22 protein-coding genes and 1 riboswitch are annotated in these 18847 nt (G+C 48.1%); all 22 genes read right to left on the bottom strand.

What is annotated here, in order from left to right:
* Window positions 1-56: 56 nt before the first annotated feature.
* Window positions 57-542 (bottom strand): QueT transporter family protein, encoded by a 486-nt coding sequence (locus tag GBH70_RS15025; protein ID WP_151681791.1) that lies wholly within the window; start codon window positions 540-542, stop codon window positions 57-59.
* An 8-nt stretch (window positions 543-550) separates the two neighbouring features.
* A riboswitch (PreQ1 riboswitch) is annotated at window positions 551-595 on the bottom strand.
* Window positions 596-698: 103 nt separating this feature from the next.
* Window positions 699-1388, bottom strand: coding sequence for a zinc metallopeptidase (locus tag GBH70_RS15020; RefSeq protein ID WP_151681790.1), 690 nt, complete (start codon window positions 1386-1388; stop codon window positions 699-701).
* A gap of 54 nt (window positions 1389-1442) precedes the next feature.
* On the bottom strand, window positions 1443-2234 hold the full coding sequence (gene ypjB / locus GBH70_RS15015; protein ID WP_151681789.1) for a sporulation protein YpjB: 792 nt from the start codon (window positions 2232-2234) through the stop codon (window positions 1443-1445).
* 138 nt (window positions 2235-2372) lie between these two features.
* On the bottom strand, window positions 2373-2969 hold the full coding sequence (gene lhaT, locus GBH70_RS15010; protein WP_151681788.1) for a lipoprotein heptaprenylglyceryl N-acetyltransferase LhaT: 597 nt from the start codon (window positions 2967-2969) through the stop codon (window positions 2373-2375).
* A gap of 92 nt (window positions 2970-3061) precedes the next feature.
* Entirely contained in the window at window positions 3062-3826 is a 765-nt protein-coding gene (locus tag GBH70_RS15005) for a menaquinol-cytochrome c reductase cytochrome b/c subunit (protein WP_151681787.1), read from the bottom strand.
* 40 nt (window positions 3827-3866) lie between these two features.
* Window positions 3867-4541 (bottom strand): menaquinol-cytochrome c reductase cytochrome b subunit, encoded by a 675-nt coding sequence (gene qcrB / locus GBH70_RS15000; protein WP_151681786.1) that lies wholly within the window; start codon window positions 4539-4541, stop codon window positions 3867-3869.
* A gap of 10 nt (window positions 4542-4551) precedes the next feature.
* A complete protein-coding gene (locus tag GBH70_RS14995) occupies window positions 4552-5061 on the bottom strand; it encodes a QcrA and Rieske domain-containing protein (protein WP_269467546.1) in 510 nt (169 codons plus the stop codon).
* Window positions 5062-5217: 156 nt separating this feature from the next.
* Window positions 5218-5664: a YpiF family protein gene (locus GBH70_RS14990; RefSeq protein WP_253693973.1), complete on the bottom strand. Its 447-nt coding sequence runs from the start codon at window positions 5662-5664 to the stop codon at window positions 5218-5220.
* 68 nt (window positions 5665-5732) lie between these two features.
* Window positions 5733-6278 carry a ReoY family proteolytic degradation factor gene (locus GBH70_RS14985; RefSeq protein WP_151681784.1) on the bottom strand — a complete coding sequence of 182 codons (546 nt, stop codon included), beginning with the start codon at window positions 6276-6278 and terminating at the stop codon, window positions 5733-5735.
* Window positions 6279-6430: 152 nt separating this feature from the next.
* Complete coding sequence (locus GBH70_RS14980) at window positions 6431-7696, bottom strand: tetratricopeptide repeat protein (RefSeq protein WP_151681783.1); 1266 nt, start codon at window positions 7694-7696, stop codon at window positions 6431-6433.
* A 224-nt stretch (window positions 7697-7920) separates the two neighbouring features.
* Window positions 7921-9204 (bottom strand): 3-phosphoshikimate 1-carboxyvinyltransferase, encoded by a 1284-nt coding sequence (aroA, locus tag GBH70_RS14975; RefSeq protein WP_151681782.1) that lies wholly within the window; start codon window positions 9202-9204, stop codon window positions 7921-7923.
* A 15-nt stretch (window positions 9205-9219) separates the two neighbouring features.
* The gene (locus tag GBH70_RS14970) at window positions 9220-10323 is read right to left on the bottom strand and encodes a prephenate dehydrogenase (protein WP_151681781.1); all 1104 of its coding nucleotides are present in this window, start codon (window positions 10321-10323) and stop codon (window positions 9220-9222) included.
* Window positions 10324-10465: 142 nt separating this feature from the next.
* Window positions 10466-11569 (bottom strand): histidinol-phosphate transaminase, encoded by a 1104-nt coding sequence (hisC, locus tag GBH70_RS14965; protein ID WP_151681780.1) that lies wholly within the window; start codon window positions 11567-11569, stop codon window positions 10466-10468.
* A gap of 11 nt (window positions 11570-11580) precedes the next feature.
* Window positions 11581-11949 (bottom strand): chorismate mutase, encoded by a 369-nt coding sequence (gene aroH, locus GBH70_RS14960; protein WP_151681779.1) that lies wholly within the window; start codon window positions 11947-11949, stop codon window positions 11581-11583.
* Between the two features lie 2 nt (window positions 11950-11951).
* Complete coding sequence (gene aroB / locus GBH70_RS14955) at window positions 11952-13031, bottom strand: 3-dehydroquinate synthase (protein ID WP_151681778.1); 1080 nt, start codon at window positions 13029-13031, stop codon at window positions 11952-11954.
* A complete protein-coding gene (gene aroC / locus GBH70_RS14950) occupies window positions 13032-14201 on the bottom strand; it encodes a chorismate synthase (protein ID WP_151681777.1) in 1170 nt (389 codons plus the stop codon).
* Window positions 14202-14311: 110 nt separating this feature from the next.
* Window positions 14312-15097 (bottom strand): CheR family methyltransferase, encoded by a 786-nt coding sequence (locus GBH70_RS14945; protein WP_151681776.1) that lies wholly within the window; start codon window positions 15095-15097, stop codon window positions 14312-14314.
* A gap of 294 nt (window positions 15098-15391) precedes the next feature.
* Window positions 15392-15838, bottom strand: coding sequence for a nucleoside-diphosphate kinase (gene ndk / locus GBH70_RS14940; protein WP_151681775.1), 447 nt, complete (start codon window positions 15836-15838; stop codon window positions 15392-15394).
* A 163-nt stretch (window positions 15839-16001) separates the two neighbouring features.
* Window positions 16002-16964 (bottom strand): heptaprenyl diphosphate synthase component II, encoded by a 963-nt coding sequence (hepT, locus tag GBH70_RS14935; RefSeq protein WP_151681774.1) that lies wholly within the window; start codon window positions 16962-16964, stop codon window positions 16002-16004.
* 15 nt (window positions 16965-16979) lie between these two features.
* Window positions 16980-17687 (bottom strand): demethylmenaquinone methyltransferase, encoded by a 708-nt coding sequence (locus GBH70_RS14930; RefSeq protein ID WP_151681773.1) that lies wholly within the window; start codon window positions 17685-17687, stop codon window positions 16980-16982.
* Window positions 17688-17692: 5 nt separating this feature from the next.
* On the bottom strand, window positions 17693-18511 hold the full coding sequence (locus GBH70_RS14925; protein ID WP_151681772.1) for a heptaprenyl diphosphate synthase component 1: 819 nt from the start codon (window positions 18509-18511) through the stop codon (window positions 17693-17695).
* Window positions 18512-18607: 96 nt separating this feature from the next.
* Window positions 18608-18838, bottom strand: a complete 231-nt coding sequence (gene mtrB / locus GBH70_RS14920; RefSeq protein WP_151681771.1) for a trp RNA-binding attenuation protein MtrB — start codon at window positions 18836-18838, stop codon at window positions 18608-18610.
* Window positions 18839-18847 lie beyond the last annotated feature (9 nt).

The raw sequence follows: 18847 nt of genomic DNA, 5'->3' as shown, positions 1-18847 counted from the left end.
GGAAAAAAGAGCTGCGGCGCGGTGCCAGCAGCTCTTTTTGTTGGGCACATCTATATTTAAATCAATTTTTCAAAACGGACACGTTTATTGATGGCATACATGATTGGTGCGCCGACAAGCATGACAGCAAACTCACCCGCAGCGGTTGCCAGCCATGTCAAGAAGAAAGGATAATGGAAAGCAAGGTTCAATTCCCATGCAATCATAAACATTGTGACTGTAAACACGGCCGTATTGAACATCATCCTTGCCCAAATGCCTTTTATAAAACTGGTTGAAAAAATCGTGATGAGCAATGCAATAATGGACTGGCCTGTGCCGAAAATTAAATCATATGCCACCATTGGCGAGAAAAACAAATTCGCTAAAAACACCCCTAAAACAATGCCGATCATATACTTTTTGTTAAATACAACAAGATGGTTAAACATTTCGGAAATACGGAACTGGACATTCGTAAATCCGAACGGCTGGATGAAAAAGGTCACGGCAATATACAAAGCCGCCAAAATGCCGTTGACTGCCAAAGTTCTTAATTTCATTGTACATCTTCTCCTTAGTTTTTTTGCGTGGGATGGTTTCGAACCACGGGTTGGGGACAACCAAACTATATCATTATATTATATTTGGGGGTGTGCGGCAATACAGCAAAAAAGCTTCCCGCACTGCCGAAGCAGACGGGAAGCCCGCGAAACGCATTAATTATTGTTGTTATTGTTTCCGTTCAAGTTGGAAAAGATGAGGATTAAACGCAGCAGTTCAATCACCGCAACGGCTGCCGCCGCCACATACGTCAGTGCCGCGGCCGACAACACCTGGCGCGCTTCCCTTTCTTCGCCGTCGCGGATGATGCCGAGAGCGGTCACCTGCTTCAACGCGCGTGAAGAAGCATTGAATTCGACAGGCAATGTCACGAGCTGGAACAGAACGGCAAGCGCCATTAATATGATCCCGAGCAGGAACATCCCTGTCGCATGGGTGAACAAGCCAATCAAAATGAAAATCCAGGATGCGTTGCTGCCGAGATTTGCCGCCGGAACAAGGCGGTGGCGTAACCGCAGCGGGCCGTAGCTCACCTTATCCTGGATGGCGTGCCCGCATTCGTGCGCCGCAACTGCTGCCCCGGCGATGGACCTGCCGTGGTAGTTGGACGTCGATAAGTTGACGGTTTTATCAATCGGGTTGTAATGGTCGCTCAAAAAACCGCTGTGCTCCAGCACTTTCACATGGTACAATCCGTTCTCATCCAAAATCATTCTTGCCACTTCAGCACCTGTCATGCCGGAAGCGTTATAGACCCTTTCATATTTACTGTATGTCCTTTTTACCTTCATTTGGGCCCAGATCGGAATAATCGCCAAAATGAGATAGTAAATTAGAAACGACATTTGCCACCCTCCATGGTTGTCTTTACTCTATTGTATTCAAACAGGGTCAAAAGGTCAATCCACATGATCAGTCTGTTGACGCTCTTCTTTCTGCCCCTTATATTTTCTCCATCCGACGTACGATAAAGTCAAGATAATAATACTGCCTGTCGAAATCATCACCCACCAGAGCGAAGGATCTGCTTCATCTTCTTTCATTTTGGAAAACAGCTGCTTTAAATTTGATTGAAGCGCATCCAATTCTTTTGCCCCGGACCCACCGTTCATCACTTCGGCCCGGTACTTGTCAATAAATGAAATTTTTGAATTGAGACGCTGCAGCTCTTCCACCGGGAGATCGACTTTTAAACTCGGCTCGATAACTGAAAATTGTTTTAAAAATTGGTTTAACTTCTCGTTATAGGTTTCTGTGTTGCCCGATGCGGCGGCTTTTTTGACCTCCGCAAACGAAGCCATCACCGGTTCTTCCATTTCCGTCCAAAGCGGTTGGTATTTCGATTGAAGAGCATCGACAACGAGGCGGAACGATGTGCAGGCATCCACTTTCTCTTCAGGCTGCACGCTTGCTTTTGTTAAAGCTTTCACCGCTTCGTCATGTGTAACCGTCAAAATTCTCAGCTCGTCCATCGTCAAATGTTTATCATTCAGTGATTGCTTGGCAAATTCATCCGAAAATTCGCGAAGCACATTTTTCGCTTCTTCATATTGCCCGTTTTTTGTAAGCTGCAGGGCTTCATCGCTTAAATCGTTTAAACGCGCCATCGATCCTGCGGGGCTTTTCGCAATACTTTTTCCGGCAAAGCATAACATTAACACACAAAGAAGGATCGCTACTTTTCTCCTCATCCTTGTCCCCCCTCATACTGTTACTAATCTATGAAGGGACGGACAAGAGTAGACCAAAAAAAGCGGAGGCTGAGCACGTGCGTACGGATTTTTTAGTCCTTTGCCTGAAATAAAACACGGCGGGGAAAAGGCGCACGCCTAAAGTTCCAATTTGGGCCGACTGCTCCTGATCGCAAGCACATAAGCGGTGAAAAGGGAAAAGATGCTTAGCCAAAATGTAAAATAACCGATTTCGCGTATGTACATGTATAAATCTTCGTAACGCGGAAACTGCATAAACACGTAGTCAATAATGTCATTATGCAAAGTCCAAACCGCGGCAACCAAAAGATGTTTCATTTTAAATCTGTAAAACGGCGCATACAACATGCCCTCGACGGCCATCGCAAAATGGGAGACAATCAGCATATAACCCTGCCAAGGCAAATTGCCGTTCACAAGCAGCATCAATATATTCATCACAACCGCCCAAATCCCGTACTTAAAAAGCGTCACCATCGCGAGCGCCTCTAAATACGGCCTATGCTTCCGCCATAAAAATGAAAGCAGCACAAAAACAAAGAAAAGACTGGCGGTCGGGCTGTCCGGCACAAATGGCAAAAATTGCGGCGGCGTAGCTTTCAACTGCCATCCATACCAGACATAACCGTAAATGGTGCCAATGATATTGATGAAAAACAAAGCCCATATGACACGCCGGTCCGCCAACATGGCATAAAATGCTTGTAAGATCATTGTTTTCCCTCATTTTCAAAAAAAGATATTCCTATTGTACCATTTGCATGAAAACGAAAAAATCCGGACATGCCGGCTCTTCGTAAACGAAACTACTCCGATTTTAATCCCGCAATAAAATCGGCTAATTTTTTCAAATCCTGGTCCGATCCTTTGAATTGGTTGGGAGGCATATTTCCTTTCCCTTTCCTGGCAATTTTTGCAATTTCATCTGCGCTCAGTCCGGTACCCACAAGGGAAGGCGCCGCCTCACTTCCTTGGAGGTTCCCGCCATGGCAGGTTACACAAGTCTGCTTGGCAAAAATTTTATAGCCATCCGAATTTTTGTCGATTGCCACCTGCTTGACGATTTTCCCCTGCTCTTTTGCTTTTTTCCAGTCATGGTGGGCGGCAGCTTCCCATGTCAAATAAAAGATTGCGCAAACCGCAAGCAGCATAAACCCTGTTGCCAGCGGCCTTTTGAGCGGCCGGCGTTCAGTCCCGCGGTCAATAAACGGCGCCAACAGCAGTGCTAAAAAAGCAACCCCCGGGATGGCCAGACCGATCACCTGGTACGGGCCGGATGAATACGAATATTTTAACAGTTCATATAGGAATAAAAAATACCAGTCCGGCATCGGAATATAACTTGTGTCGGTCGGATCCGCAATCCGTTCGAGCGGCGCCGGGTGAGCGGCGGTCAGGCATAAGAAACCTACGAGAAAAACTGCGCCGACGAACCATTCCTTTAACAAAAAATTTGGCCAGAAAGCTTCCGTTTTACCGGGATACTCCGAACAATCTTTTGGGACATTCGGTTTGCGTACCGCGCTAACCCTGGAATCGCCAACAAATTTCATTCCCTTTCCGCGGTGCATCCTTTCCCCTCCTTTTGCCCGTGATCAATCGTTTTTTACATTACAGCGGACCGGAAATCCCCTGCTTGCGGATCATCAAAAAGTGGGCGGCAAGCAAAAGCAGCAAAACCGCCGGCAGGAAAAAGACGTGGATGGCAAAAAACCTTGTCAACGTCTGCGCCCCGACGATATCCGGATGGCCTGCCAGAAGCGTTTTAATGTACGGGCCGATCAACGGGACGGAATCCGCAATCTGCAAGCTCACCTTTGTCGCAAAAAGCGCTTTCATATCCCAAGGAAGCAAATAACCGGTCAGGCCGAGCCCAAGCATGACAAAAAAAATCAATACGCCGACAATCCAGTTCAGTTCACGCGGTTTTTTGTAAGCACCCTGGAAAAACACACGCAGCGTATGTAAAAACATCATGACAATGACGAGGCTTGCCCCCCAGTGGTGCATCCCCCTGACGATTTGGCCGTATGCCACATCATGCTGCAAATAGTAGACGGAATTCCAGGCATTTTTAATATCCGGGACATAGTACATTGTCAAAAACATGCCGGAAAGAATTTGGATCACCGTAATAAAGAACGTCAAACCCCCGAAGCAATAGACAAATGCCGAAAAATGGTGCGCCGGGTTGACATGTTCCGGCACTTCGTGGTCTGCGATATCCCGCCAGAGCGGTGTAATATCCAGACGTTCATCCACCCAGTCATACAATTTGCTAAGCATCTCTTCCCCCTCACTTCACATACGGATTTGGCTGCGGTTTACCCAAATACAAATACCCGCCCTTTACTTTCGTAGGATATGCATCCAATGGCGCGGCAGGCGGTGTGCCCGGCACGTTTTTCCCGTTTTTTTCGTACCGGCCGCCGTGGCATGGGCAAAAGAACTGGTTCGGATGTTGCTTGTTCGTACTCCAGTTCACGGTGCAGCCCAAATGCTTGCACGTCGGGGACAGCGCCACAATATCGCCTTTTTCGTCCTTATAAACCCAGGCCGTCTGCGTCACATCGGACTTGTACCAGCCGTCCGTCTGCTCGTATTTGAAATCAACGCGCTGCGGCTCGCTTGTAATATCGGAAACTTTCAATTTTGTAGCATGGAAATTACCGGCCGCTTCCACTTCAAGCACCGGGTCAACGGCAAAGCGAAGCATCGGCATGACCACTCCGGCAGCCATAAAACCGCCTACACCCATGAGCGTGTAATTTAAAAATTGCCTTCTTGAAACCGGATCTTTACTCACCCTGTTCCCCCCTTACGGCAGTATCGATTCAATTGTTCCGAAATTCCAAATAGATACAACAATATCATAGATCAAACTTTCCAAGTGGTCAATGAAAATATGTCGAATTTGTGTCTGATATCTTTCTAATCAAAATAAACTGATATTTTGATATAGTTATGTTTTATCCTCCTGCCATTCACGGACAATAATGGAGATCAATTGTTTAACCTGTTCATCCACGACCGTTTCCCGGTGTTTTTGCTCCATATGTTCAAGCGGGACAGCCGGTAGCCAGACAACGGAACCGTTCAATTCAGACTGGAAGGGTTGCCAACTTGGGTCGCTCGTCAAGTAAAAAATATGCCGGAACCCGCTTTCGGTCATTTCCGCTTCCCATGCCAAAAGCATTGCTCCGGCACTTTCCGCGGCCGTATGCTGCAAATAGGAAAAAGCGGGCAGAAGGACGATCCGGCCCTTAAACTGAGATTCAAGGCAGCCAGCCACAAATTGTATCCATTCAAACTGGGAAGCCAGCTGCCTGATGTTTCTATCAAAGGAAACGGGAACAAGCGGCAGAACGGCCGTATCAATAAAGGGACGTTCCTGTACATATAATTCCATATCTTTTGCGCACCAAAGCAATATGATACCCCTTTCATTTTTCAGAACAAAAAACACGGGAGCACTTTTCATGCATCCAGTTTTTTTATCTGTTCGCTTAATTCGACGAAGCGCACGTAATCTTTTTCATCCAGCGCCTTATCAATTTCTTCCAGCAATTGATTGCGTTTAAAATCTTTAATGCTTTGCTCCAATAATTTCTCCACCAACTGCCGGTCAGAATCATTGATATGCAGGTCTTTCGGCATATAAGGGTTTTCCTCGAGCACTGCCGCATACTGGTAAGACAGATGGGATTGCTTAAAGTTGAGTTGGATGTATATATCCTCATCGCGATTTAACCGGATATCATGGAAAGATTTTTCCGCGTCCGTTGTCATGATGTTATCTTTATAAAAGCGGAACGGCACATTGTCTACGCAGTGGGTGGACATGATGATACCGCGCGGGCATAGATGCGCTTCTTCAACAAAATGGACTTTTTCCATCAGCTGGTCGTGGCTCATCAAATAATTTAAAATCCAAACCGATTCTCTTCTCTTTAATTGGTAATGATTTAAAAACCAGCGAATAAACTCCTTCTTCTCGTTGATTGAAACAGGGGTGAGAGCCATGGTAATCCCTCCTCTGCAAATTGAATGGCCGCGTGATTGCGCGGAAAAGATGCATTTTTGATAAAGTCATAGCTTACATCTTTATTATACCTTTTTCCATTGCAAACCGCCTACGAAAATGTTTGGCGGGACGGGGACGGCCGCCCGGACCGTTACACCCCGTCTTCCAGCCTTTCAAGCAGGGAAATCCATTCATCGTTTGCCGAGTCTTCCTCAAGCAGCCTGCGGAAAATGCCTGCAGCCTGTTCCCTTCTTCCTTCCTCAATCAGGAAATAGCCGTAATCCTCAAGAAATTCAGGGTCGTTTTGTAAATCATTATATGCGTACCCATAATACTTTAATGCCTGCGAATATTCTTCAAGGTGCCGGAATGAAACAGCTAGATTCCAGTAAAGCTGCGGATCGGTATCGCCTTCTTTTTCCATCTTCACCGTTCTCTCCGCCACTTCATTGTACCGCTCCTCGTGCAAAAGCAGTTGATTATACGACAAGGCTGCATCGAGATAACCCGGGTCAAGTTCCAGCGCTTTTTGGAAATACTGTTCCGCCGTTTCTTCGCGGCCGAGTTTTACTGCGATTTTTCCGGCAAAATGGTAAAGCTCCTTGTTGAACTCATCCTCACGCAAGCCTTTTTCGGCGGATGAAAGTGCTTCTTTAAGCATTCCCTCATGTTCATAAGCGCGGCCGAGATAAAGATACAGCGGGTTGTAACCGGGATCGAGTTCCCTCAACTCCTCAAACAGTTCGATCGCTTTTTTATAAAACCCTGCCTGGTAGGCGGTCAGGGCATATCCAAATAAAGTATTCGTTTCAAGGCGGCTTTCCATTGCATGTTCATAATGGTGGAGCGCATCCTCAAACGCGCCAGCAGCACTTAAAACTTCGGCAAGGCGCCCGTGGATATTTGTGTCCCCCAGCGTTTCAATGCCTTTGTCCAAAAGCCACTCATAATCCCGGACCGCTTCCGCATAGCGGGCTTCCGAAGCATAAAACTCCGCCAGGGCATAATGGACAACCGGTTCTTCCGGCAAAAGCGTGCATGCTTCCAGCAATTTTTTCTCGCTGACTTCATACAGTCCCTGCATTTGGTACAAGTCGGCGAGCAAAAGCAATGCGCGCGGGTAATCGGGGTCCGTCTCCAAAATGCGGTCCAAATACAAAATTGCTTCTTCTTCTTTATCCATGTCAATGAGCGTTTCCGCCATCAGGATGATCAGCTCGCCATCGTCCGGATAAGACGCCAGCAGATCTTTATATAATTGCTGGGCTTCATTCAGGAAGCCAAGGCCCATCAGCTGTTCGGCAAGCGCATATTTTTCTTCGTCCGATCCGAGAGAAAGGAAATCTTCAAACTCTTTCTTCGCCTTCTCGAGCCGGCCTTCTTCCAAATGATCCAACAATTGTTCAACTAAGCTCATGAAAACCTTCCTCTAATCCAATATTCTTTGATGTATATTCCTGTATGTTAACTTTATCATAAAAAATTTTGAAGGCCAGGGCAAATAGTCTGCCTTTATTTGGATATATCCATACAAAATATTTCTCCATCGTATGTTAAAATTCCTTTATTTTATGCGAAAAAATGGCGGAGCGCCGGAACCATGCGGCCCGCCGCTCCGCCACTTGACAAACTTTATTCACTTTACAGAACGGATTTCAGGTCGCCGAAAAAGCCCGGATACGACACATTGATGGCTTCTGCGTTTTCCAAATAAACAGCATCCCGGCAGATCAGGGAAGCAACAGACAGCATCATGCCGATCCGGTGGTCCCCGCGGCTGTCCACTGCACCGCACAAAAGCCGATTAGGGCCTTCAATGACCATGCCGTCTTCCGTTGCTTCGATTTTGGCGCCCAGTTTTTTCAGTTCTTCAACAACCGTATCAATGCGGTTCGTTTCTTTTACTTTCAGTTCCTGCGCGTCTTTGATGACTGTCGTTCCTTCCGCCTGGGTGGCGAGAAGAGCGATGATTGGAATTTCATCGATCAAGCGCGGGATGAGGGCACCGCTGATTTCCACCCCTTTTAATGCGGAAAACCGGACCTTCACAGTTCCTTTTTGTTCACCCTGCTTTGTATCACTTCTATCTATCACTTCAAGAGAAGCACCCATTTTTTCCAGCACTTCAATGATCCCGGCACGCGTAGGGTTCAGCCCAACATTCGGCAGGATGATTTCGCTTCCCGGGACAATGCAGGCGGCAGCCATAAAAAAAGCAGCAGAGGATATATCCCCGGGAACAAAAATATCGGTGCCGTTCAAAGCCTGCCCACCACGAACGGCTACCGTTTTCCCGTCCGTTTCCACGCTTCCGCCGAATGCACGGATCATGCGTTCCGTATGGTCGCGCGTCGGCTGCAGCTCATGGATGCGCGTGATTCCTTCCGCCTGGAGCCCTGCTAAAAGGACCGCCGATTTGACTTGCGCGCTCGCAACAGTCATCCGGTAATCGATCGGGCGCAGCGCACCGCCTCTTACAGATAACGGCGTGAAATTGCCGTTTTCCCTGCCGTCAATGTGTGCGCCCATGTCGCGGAGCGGCTTTGTGACACGGTTCATCGGCCGCCTTGCGATCGAGTCATCGCCGATTATCACGGAGTGGAAAGGACGGCCTGCGAGTATCCCGAGCATCAGGCGGGTGGTCGTTCCAGAATTTCCGGTATCCAGCACGGTTTTTGGCTCCTCCAGCCCGTTCCAGCCTTTCCCTTCGACGACAACCCGGTTCCCGTGTCGTTCGATTGTAACACCCAGTTTTTGAAAACACGCGATGGTACTCAGGCAATCGGCGCCGGGTAAAAAGTTTTCGACGGTTGTCCTCCCTTCGGCAACGGATGCAAACATCACCGAACGGTGCGAAATCGATTTGTCTCCGGGAACTTCAATCGTCCCTTTCAATCCTTTTTCAGCAGGCGATAATTTCAGCATGGCGAACACCACCTTCTATTGAATATATACTTCATGCGGGGTTTCTTCCTTTAAAAGCTTTAACGCGTTATCGCGGTCCTTTTCCGACCGGAAACTGATCCTGAGTACGCCGTAAACATCTTCCCGCGTTTCAAGGATGCGGATATTGGTAATCGAGATGCCTTTTTCCGCCAATTTATTCGTAATTTCAGATACGACACCCGGGATATCCGGAATATCGACGAATAAATCATAGAACGAAGGAATGGCGCCGGAACCGCTGATCGGGAGGCGGTCGCGGTATTGTTTCGCTTCCGCGTAAAAGCGGAACAAATCATCGTACTTGCTTTCCTCGAGCGCCCTTTTGACTTTTTGCAGATTTTCCGTCCAACGGTCCAAAAGGGCAATCAGGTTTTCCCGGTTGCCGATCGAGATATCCGCCCACATCTGCGGGCTTGAAGAGGCAATCCTTGTGATATCGCGGAATCCCCCGGCAGCAAGCCTTTTTAAAAGCGGGTATTCCGCATCCGCATCCTTGACAAGATGCACAAGAGACGCTGCAACCACATGCGGGAAATGGCTGATGATCGCAACCATTTCATCATGCTCTTCCGGCGATACCGTAATAAAGTTGGCGCGCGTCCCTTTCAGCCAGCGCTCCAATTCTTCCGTTTTCATTTTTGAACGTTTATCGTACGGCGCGAGCAAATAAAAAGCATTTTCAAAAAGGGTAGGTTTGGCGGCAGTCACACCACTTTTATGCGAACCGGCCATCGGGTGCCCGCCAATAAACACGATGCCTTTTTCTTTAAACTGCACAGCCTGTGCCATGATGCTTTCTTTTGTGCTGCCCGTATCCGTCACGATCACATTTTCTTTCAATTCCATCTGCAGCAACTGCCGGACCAGTTTTTCCGTCACAAGCACCGGCGTCGCTAAAATGATCAAGTCGGCCCCGGCTGCGCCACCTTTGATGTTTTCCACATAGCCGTCCACCACCATCATCGCTTTTGCCATCTTCATTTCTTCCAGTCTGGCGTCAAACCCGATGACCGTGGCTTCAGGGTGTTCTTTTTTAATGGCAAGGGCGATGGACCCCCCGATTAAGCCGAGCCCGATCACGAAAACTTTTCCTTGCAAGGGATATCCACCTCATATCATGTCAAACGGCGCAAGCTTATGGAAGCTGGCCGCCCGAAAGATCAAACTTTAGAAACGCCGCCAGTTGCGGCCTGTTCAATACCGTTTTAAAGCCCGGACGGCAAAATCGGCTAATATCGCGTTATTGCAACACGGAAGGCAGCTCTTTAAGAAAAGCCCCCATTTTTTGGATGACGCCATTGTTCTGTTCTTCCGTCCCGACCGTGACCCGTACCGATGTCGGGAACCCGAGCGGTTTTCCGGAGCGCACAATATACCCGTGCCGCAATAAAAACTGGAACACTTTATCACTGTCACACTTGAAATCTATTAAAATAAAATTCGTCTGCGACGGATAGTAGAAGAGCCCCGCACGGCCACAGAAATCATAAAACTGCTGAAGCCCCCGCCGGTTTTTTTCCCGGCATTCCCGGATAAAATCCTGGTCTTTGATGGCCGCCATCGCCGCCATCTGTCCGAGCACGTTTGTGTTAAAAGGCGGGCGGACCGGCTCAAGCCCCCTGATGACCGCTTCATTTGCAATCCCGTATCCGACACGGAAACTGGCAAGCCCGTAAATTTTTGAAAATGTGCGGCTGACGATCAGGTTGCTGTATTTCCGGAATAATTGCAGGGAATCGTAATAGTCATCTGCCACTACATATTCACCGTACGCCTCATCGAGAAAAACGAGCACTTCTTCCGGCACCCGGTCAAGAAAAGCCGTTAATTCTTTTTCGGTTGTATACGTTCCCGTCGGATTGTTCGGGCTGCAAATCCAGACAATTGCCGTATTTTCATCGATTTGTTCAAGCATTGCATCAAGATCATGCCGGCCGCCTTTTAAAGGCACTTCCCGCACTTCCGCCCCTTCAATCACAGCATTGTGGCGATATTGGGAAAAAGTCGGAGCTGCCATGACAGTATTTTTGCCCGGCTCCAGCAGCGATCTTGAAACGATTTGAATGAGCTCATCCGTACCGTTCGCGAAAATCAGCTGTTTTTCACTGACCCCCAAAAAGGCGGCCATTTCTTCCCTCAGCCGGGTCGCATACCCGTCAGGATATAAAGTAAAAGAAGCATGGAAGTTTTTTAAAACTTCATCCACTTTCGGGGAATAGCCGAACGGATTCTCATTGGATGCCAGTTTCACAATAGAATCCAGGCCGAACTGTTTTTTTACTTCATCTATCGTTTTTCCGGGCACATATGCCTCTAAATCTGTAATCTGTGTTCTCCATTTCATTGTTTATACTCCTATTCCAATACTTTTAAATCCGGACGAAGCACGGATGCGCGGCGCAAATAAACATGCTTGATTTCATCCTGCGCCAACTCGGTGTCAACATGGATTAGCACCCGGATGCACCCGGCAAGGCTTCCTTCAACCGGAATTTCCTGCATATTCATGATCGGCACATATTTCCAATCATGGAATTTACGCATGATTTTGGACGGGAAAGCCGCGCGGATGTCCGCTGTCACCGAAAAAAAGAGGGAAGCCACCCGCTCCGGCTCAATTTGGTTTTTTTCAATCAAAGCCTTCATCAATTCTTCCGCGGCGGCAAGGATGGCCCCTTCTTCATCCCTGTCGACCGTCGTAGCCCCGCGTATGCCGCGAATCATATTTATGCAAGCCTCCCTTTCTGCTGAAGTTCAAACAAGCTCCTGAGCAGTTCCTTGTCCACTTCCGCAAGCTCCGGTTCGCCGATGGATTTTAAAAGGACAAACCGTGGCTTTTGGGCAATCGTTTTTTTGTCCCGCTCCATGTAGGCATAAATTTCTTTAAATTTGGCACCAGACGGGATTTTCCAATCGTAGCCGAGCTGCCCAATCCAGCCCGTGAATTTTTCCAAATTGAATTGGAGGCCGGCCTGCTTCCTGCTGATCATAAGGGCATACACCATTCCGGTCATGACCGCTTCCCCGTGCGTAATGGCCCCATATCCGCCGTGTGCTTCAAGCGCATGACCGAGCGTGTGCCCGAAATTCAAAAAAGCGCGCACTCCCGTCTCTTTTTCATCTTTTTGGACAATATTGGCTTTGACCTTGATACCTTTTTTCAACAGTTCCGGCAGCCGGGGTGATAAAATATGGTCTCCGTCCGGTACTTCTTTTTTCAGTTCCGACAAAAAAGCTTCATCCGAAATAAACGCATGCTTGACGAGTTCGGCAAATCCGCTTAACCGCTGCACTTTTGGCAGCGTACGGAGAAAATCGGTATCGTACAGCACAAATTTAGGTTGGTAAAATACGCCAACAAGATTTTTCCCGAGCGGATGGTTGATGGCCACTTTGCCGCCGACCGCGCTGTCATGGGCCAAAATCGTTGTCGGGATCTGAATGAACGCGATCCCCCGCATATAAGTCGCAGCCACAAAACCGGCCAGATCACCGACCGCGCCCCCGCCGAAAGCCAGGATGCACGATTTGCGGTCCAAATGGTGCCGGACGGCAAAAGTTAAAGCATCTTTATATACTTCAAACGTTTTTGCATCTTCCCCGGCCGGCGCTGTAAACACGCAGTTTTCCGCCCCTTCCGGCAGATGATTTAGCAACGCATCCAAATGGAGCGATCGGACATTTTTGTCAGTAATAACCATAACGCGCGTATATTTTTCAACAAGCGGACGGAGCTCTTCAAGCAGGCCGCTGCCTATGTATACCGGATATTGTTTTGTCTCTGTGTCAATGATGATCGATTCCATTTAAAACAACCTTCCGTATTCTCTTTGCGCGTCCACTGTTTGTTTCAGCACATCCATCCGGTCGCTGTAAAATTGGCCGACGATCGCTTCAGCCAGTTCCCAGGCAACTGCTGCTTCGGCAACGACACTCGCTGCGGGTACCGCGCAACTATCGGAACGTTCGATGCTGGCCGCAAACGGTTCTTTCGTTTCAATATCGACGCTTTGCAGCGGTTTATAAAGCGTCGGGATCGGCTTCATTACTCCGCGGACTACAATCGGCATCCCCGTTGTCATCCCGCCTTCAAAGCCGCCGAGCCGATTCGTTTTGCGCGTATAACCTTCCGCTTCCGACCAGATGATTTCATCATGGACTTCACTGCCGAAACGGTGCGCCATTTCAAAGCCAAGCCCGAACTCCACGCCCTTGAACGCGTTGATGCTGACAATGGCATGTGCAAGCTTTGCATCGAGCTTCCGGTCGTAATGCACATAACTCCCGACCCCGGCAGGCATGCCTGTTGCCACCACTTCGACAATGCCGCCAATCGAATCCCCTTTTTTCTTCGCTTCATCAATGGCTTCCATCATTTTTTGGGCAGCCTCATCATCATAGCAGCGCACCGGGGACGCTTCCGCTTTTTCCCGTAAGTCTTCCAAAGAGCGGTACTGCGTATGCTCCGCGCGCACGCCCCCGATTTCGAGCACATGGGAAGCGACTTCAATCCCCAGTTCCTTCAGCAGTTTTTTCGCGACAGCCCCCGCCGCAACGCGGACCGTAGTCTCCCGCGCAGAAGACCTTTCCAAAACGTTGCGCATATCCCTATGGCCGTATTTGATCCCGCCGACCAGATCGGCATGCCCCGGACGCGGGCGTGTGACGCGCCGTTTCACTTCTTCCGCATCCTCCGTGCGAGGCTCAATGCCCATGATTTTCGTCCAGTGGGTCCAGTCTTTGTTTTCCACCGTCAACGCTACCGGCGAACCGAGGGTAAAACCGTGGCGGACGCCTGCGGAAATGACGGCCCTGTCTTTTTCAATCTGCATTCTCCGGCCGCGCCCGTACCCTTTCTGCCTTCTTGCAAGGTCGGTATTGATATCTTCCGCGGTTAATGGCAGCCCCGCAGGAAGCCCTTCGATGATCGTGGTCAGCGCCGGCCCGTGCGACTCTCCAGCCGTTAAATATCTCATTTGACGTCCCCCTTCATCACTTTAAAGCATTACATATGTTATACTATATCACAATATTTCGGATTCGGATATATCATTTGAAAATTTAAAACATAAATTTTCCGGCCGCATTATATTTTTTTATAAAAAAAAGTATCTTCTATTTCAAACCCGTACGCAGCCGGATTAAAAATTTGTTCCGTGCTGCCGACAAACAAGGCGCCGTTTTGATGCAGCGCACGGCTGAAATTTTCGTAAACCATGTTTTTCGCTTCTTCGGTAAAATAAATCAAGACATTCCGGCAGACGATCAAATCCGCATCCGGATACGGGTCTGCAAGCAAATTATGGCGCTTAAAGGTAACAGTTCCCTTAATTTCATCCGCAATTTGGTAAAAGTTGCCGCCGCTTTTTTTAAAGTACTTCCGTTTCATCTCCGGCGGGACTTCCATGATCGATCTCTCGGAATAAACCCCTGCCAAAGCTTTTTCAATTGCATTTTTGTCGATATCCGTCGCCAAAATTTTCACTTTGTCAAGCGGCATAAATTTCGATAGGATCATGGCGATCGTATATGGTTCTTCGCCCGTCGAAGCGGCCGCACTCCAGATTTTTAACCTGTCTCCCCTTTCTTTCAGCAAACGGGGCAGTATTTTCTGTTCGAGAACATCCCATCTTGATTTATTTCTGTAAAATTCTGAAACATTTATCGTCATTCTGTCCAAAAATTCTTCAAGCAACCGTTCATCCCGGTCCAATGCCTGAAAGAACTCGCAGAAAGAGGAAAAGCCCCTTTTTTCATATAAAGTTGTTAGCCGCCTTTTCATTTGCGCTTCTTTATAAAGGGATAAATCAATCCCTGTTTTCTTTTTCATCTGCGCAATGAAACGGCCGTAATCATCCAGTCCAATACTCATCATGCATTTCCCCATGGTTTTTCTAATTTGTTTGGCTATGTTCGTGATCAATGTTGACGATCGCTAATTTCTTAGACTCCTGCGGGATAAGCAAGCCAGGCAAGACCCCGCAGCAAGGTATCAAGCGAAGAGGCTCGCGACGCGTACGGAAAACAAGCAAATTTCGCGATAATCAACAATAAATTTTAACATAGCCGCGTGTTTAAGGCCGATTAAGAGCCGATTGTATATGCATATTTTAGCATAAAAAAAGATTGGCGCGGAGAAAAAATGCGCCAAACTGTGAATTGCCGGTCAATAGATGGAAGAATCAAGAGGCCGGCTGTAAGAAAGCAGCTCGTCTTCGCGGAAAAACAGCGAAATTTCGCGTTTTGCGCTTTCTTCGGAGTCCGACCCATGAATGATATTTTTGCTGACAATCATGCCGTAATCGCCGCGGATCGTTCCCGGCGCGGCTTCAGCCGGATTTGTTTTGCCCATCATTTGCCGTGCAGTCGCGATGACATTTTCACCTTCCCAAACCATTGCAAAGACCGGGCCGGAAGTGATAAATTCCACCAGGTCGCCGAAGAAAGGCCGCTCTTTATGTTCCGCGTAATGTTTCTCGGCAAGCTCCGTCGAAATTTGCATGAGCTTCGCCCCGACAAGGCGGAATCCTTTTTTTTCAAAACGGGAAACGATTTCCCCGATCAGCTGCCTTTGTACCCCGTCCGGTTTTACCATTAAAAAAGTCCTTTCCAAAATACATCCACTCCATTCGTTTTGATTTCCAGAATTATGTACAGCCATAAAAGATAGTATCATTTTGCCGGTAAAATCTCAATATTTTTCAAGTAAGCGCTTCGATTTTTCCCGGAACGAAAAATAAGGGGGCACCCCGGCGGCACCCTCCCGATTAGCCTTGTTAAAATTTCCTTTTTCCCATATACCGCGCCAGATCCTCAAGAGTTTTTTTAAAACGGCTGTCCGGAAGCCCGTGAAGCGAATCGAGCGCCTTGACGAGGTAGCACCGGCTGACTTCATACGATTTTTCGATCGCACCGGATTGTTTGATCATGTCGATCGTTGCAGCCAGTTCAGATTTTGGCATATGCTCGTGGACGTTTTCGAGCCGCTTTTTAATAGCGGGATCCTCCATGGCAAAGAGCACTGGCAGCGTTACATTGCCCTGGCGCAGGTCTTCTCCCGCAGGTTTCCCGAGCTGCTTCTCCGTGCCGGTAAAATCCAAAATATCATCGATAATTTGGTAGCTCATGCCGACATTGTAGCCGAAACGGAACAATTGCCGGTGGATCTTGTCGCTTGCGCCCGCCGCAATCGCCCCCAGCTGGCAGCTGACTGCAATCAGCAAAGCTGTTTTCCGCTTAATCCGCCGCAAATAGCAGCGCAAATTTTGGTTGAACCGGTATTTATCCTTGATTTGTTCGATTTCACCGACACATACTTCGACAAGCGTATCCGCCAAAATTTGATGTGCGGACAAGTCGTCCACTTTTGTAATATACTCAAGGGCGCTTGCCAAAATATAGTCTCCCGTATACATCGCTATCCTGTTGTCCCATTCGGCTTGCACAGTCGGCTTTCCCCTGCGCAGTTTGGAATCGTCAATGACATCGTCGTGCACAAGAGACGCCATATGGATCAGCTCCAAAGCAACCGCCACATTTTTTACGCGTTCAATTTCGTAGTTTCCGAATTTGGCGCCAAGCAGCACAAACACAGGGCGGATCCTTTTCCCCCCTGCCTTCAACAGGTTGACGGAGGCCTGCTTGATTAAAGTGGAGTTCGAAGCAACGGCATTTTCCAATTCTTTTTCAATGAGATCAATGTCCTTTTTTAAAAACGAATACAGCATTTGTACTTTCATTCCGTCTCCACCCGATCATGATTTCTCTTTAAAAGCGATATGCGCTGCCGCGGCGCCGCCGGCAAACGGCTTATACAAAATACGCCCAAATCCCGTTTCTGAAAAAGCTTCAGCCAGTTCTTCCATTCCCGGGAAATTCCGCGCCGACTCTTGGAGCCATGAATACTCTTCATAGCTTTTGGCAAACCATTTCCCAAGGAGCGGCATGATCCGGCGAAAATAAAAATAATAAAGTTCCCGGTACCCCGGCACTGTCGGCTGGGACGTTTCGAGGCAGGCCGCCATGCCGCCCGGCTTCAGAACCCTGTGCATTTCGCGCAAAACCTGCCTGTAATCCGGGACATTCCTTAATCCAAACCCGACCGTCACATAATCAAATGTATTGTCTTCAAACGGTAGTTCCATTGCATTGCCGTGAATGAGTTCGACATTTTTCAGCTGAAGCGCATCCACTTTTTTCCTTGCGACTTCAAGCATGTTTTCGCTGAAATCGAGCCCGGTCACTTTACCGCTTTCCCCTGCGGCTTCCGCCAGGGCAATCGTCCAGTCCGCCGTGCCACAGCAAAGGTCAAGTGCGGTGCTCCCCTTTTTAACAGCCATTTTTCTCATCGTCTCATTGCGCCATCTTTTATGCTGCCTGAGGCTGATCACCGAGTTCATATAATCATAGTTTTTTGAGATTTTTTCAAAAACAGCGTGAACCCGTTCTTCTTTTGGCATCATCAGTTTTACCCTTCTTCCGCATATAATCTCGTTGTATTGGCGTACCGGCCCAGCAGCAGGCGGATTCTGTCCAAAAGCATTTGGTTTGCGCCGGATACAGTTTCACTGGCGCCCTGCAGCGCATGAAAACTTTCTTTCACGATATTTTCGCATCGATAAAACAATATGCGTTTTTTGTCATGCGGCAGCTGTTGAAAAGGCCGTTTTTCGCCGGGAAAGGTAAATGTTTTGAGCGCATCAAGCAGCATGGAATAACCGCCGCTTTCGGCCATTTCTTTTTCCCTTAACAGCCGGTTAAACAAAAGCAGTTCTTCGCTTAAACGGATGAGCGGCTGCGAATTAAAAAACTGCATAAATTTCGTGATGATCCCGGATTCGGTTTTTTTCAAATGGCCGACGAATGTTTCTGCATCGGAATCATCAAGCCGGTAAAGCATCACTTTATACTCATTGACGGATTTAATCCCCTCCGCCAACACACCGACAAGCTTCACATTGCGCACACCTGCGAGCAGTTTGTAATACAGGCTGCTGAAATAATCCCCTGCCAATACCGTCAGCTGGCGGTTTCTCTGCTTTTCGTTCACATTGGTCACTTTTTCATGGGTATCAAGGGCAATTTGGATCAGCATGGCGGTCGCAACAAACTGCTTCACTTCATTTTCCGAATACGGCTGCCCCGCAAGGCTTGTGGTTAACAGCAATATCCGGTCTTCATCTATGTACGGGGCATCGATATATTGATTCAAATAATCATGTGCAACTTCCTGCTCTATCAATTTTTTAATCGCGGCAACTTGCTGCTCCCGTTCAAGCAATGACATAACCCTTTCCCCGTTTCTTCGTTGATCTCGCCTAAAATTAAGCTGTAGTTAATTATATCACATATGGAAATCGGCCGTTAAGAAATTGGTTTCGGTTTATTTTTCCGGCCCGCTTTCCAAATCCCCGATGCTTGTTAAAACTTGCGCATTCCCTCGGATCTTGATCATGGAAGTATGTTCGGTAAACTGCGCTACAAGCACCTCTCCTTGATCCAGCATTTCCGTATGGTTTAGTTTTGTGTCAGTGCCCCTTGACAACCCGATCACACTCACACCGTCCTGCAAAGCCTTTACCACAATAAAATCCGCCTGCGAATCTGCTTTCATCCTGCCCCT

Origin of the sequence: Weizmannia acidilactici (genome assembly GCF_008974225.1) — a bacterium.
In the GTDB taxonomy this organism is placed as follows: Bacteria; Bacillota; Bacilli; order Bacillales; family Bacillaceae_C; genus Weizmannia; species Weizmannia acidilactici.
The sequence above is the reverse complement of the archived record's forward strand: the minus strand, read 5'-3'. Positions and strand labels throughout refer to the sequence as shown.

Excerpts from the sequence above, each read along its gene's own strand:
- GBH70_RS15025 (WP_151681791.1), bottom strand. The coding sequence starts at position 542 with ATGAAATTAAGAACTTTGGCAGTCAACGGCATTTTGGCGGCTTTGTAT.
- GBH70_RS15020 (WP_151681790.1), bottom strand. The coding sequence starts at position 1,388 with ATGTCGTTTCTAATTTACTATCTCATTTTGGCGATTATTCCGATCTGG.
- ypjB (WP_151681789.1), bottom strand. The coding sequence starts at position 2,234 with ATGAGGAGAAAAGTAGCGATCCTTCTTTGTGTGTTAATGTTATGCTTT.
- lhaT (WP_151681788.1), bottom strand. The coding sequence starts at position 2,969 with ATGATCTTACAAGCATTTTATGCCATGTTGGCGGACCGGCGTGTCATA.
- GBH70_RS15005 (WP_151681787.1), bottom strand. The coding sequence starts at position 3,826 with ATGCACCGCGGAAAGGGAATGAAATTTGTTGGCGATTCCAGGGTTAGC.
- qcrB (WP_151681786.1), bottom strand. The coding sequence starts at position 4,541 with ATGCTTAGCAAATTGTATGACTGGGTGGATGAACGTCTGGATATTACA.
- GBH70_RS14990 (WP_253693973.1), bottom strand. The coding sequence starts at position 5,664 with ATGGAATTATATGTACAGGAACGTCCCTTTATTGATACGGCCGTTCTG.
- GBH70_RS14985 (WP_151681784.1), bottom strand. The coding sequence starts at position 6,278 with ATGGCTCTCACCCCTGTTTCAATCAACGAGAAGAAGGAGTTTATTCGC.
- GBH70_RS14980 (WP_151681783.1), bottom strand. The coding sequence starts at position 7,696 with ATGAGCTTAGTTGAACAATTGTTGGATCATTTGGAAGAAGGCCGGCTC.
- aroA (WP_151681782.1), bottom strand. The coding sequence starts at position 9,204 with ATGCTGAAATTATCGCCTGCTGAAAAAGGATTGAAAGGGACGATTGAA.
- hisC (WP_151681780.1), bottom strand. The coding sequence starts at position 11,569 with ATGAAATGGAGAACACAGATTACAGATTTAGAGGCATATGTGCCCGGA.
- aroH (WP_151681779.1), bottom strand. The coding sequence starts at position 11,949 with ATGATTCGCGGCATACGCGGGGCTACGACGGTCGACAGGGATGAAGAA.
- aroB (WP_151681778.1), bottom strand. The coding sequence starts at position 13,031 with ATGGAATCGATCATCATTGACACAGAGACAAAACAATATCCGGTATAC.
- aroC (WP_151681777.1), bottom strand. The coding sequence starts at position 14,201 with ATGAGATATTTAACGGCTGGAGAGTCGCACGGGCCGGCGCTGACCACG.
- GBH70_RS14945 (WP_151681776.1), bottom strand. The coding sequence starts at position 15,097 with ATGAGTATTGGACTGGATGATTACGGCCGTTTCATTGCGCAGATGAAA.
- hepT (WP_151681774.1), bottom strand. The coding sequence starts at position 16,964 with ATGAAAGTACAAATGCTGTATTCGTTTTTAAAAAAGGACATTGATCTC.
- GBH70_RS14930 (WP_151681773.1), bottom strand. The coding sequence starts at position 17,687 with ATGATGCCAAAAGAAGAACGGGTTCACGCTGTTTTTGAAAAAATCTCA.
- GBH70_RS14925 (WP_151681772.1), bottom strand. The coding sequence starts at position 18,511 with ATGTCATTGCTTGAACGGGAGCAGCAAGTTGCCGCGATTAAAAAATTG.
- mtrB (WP_151681771.1), bottom strand. The coding sequence starts at position 18,838 with ATGAAAGCAGATTCGCAGGCGGATTTTATTGTGGTAAAGGCTTTGCAG.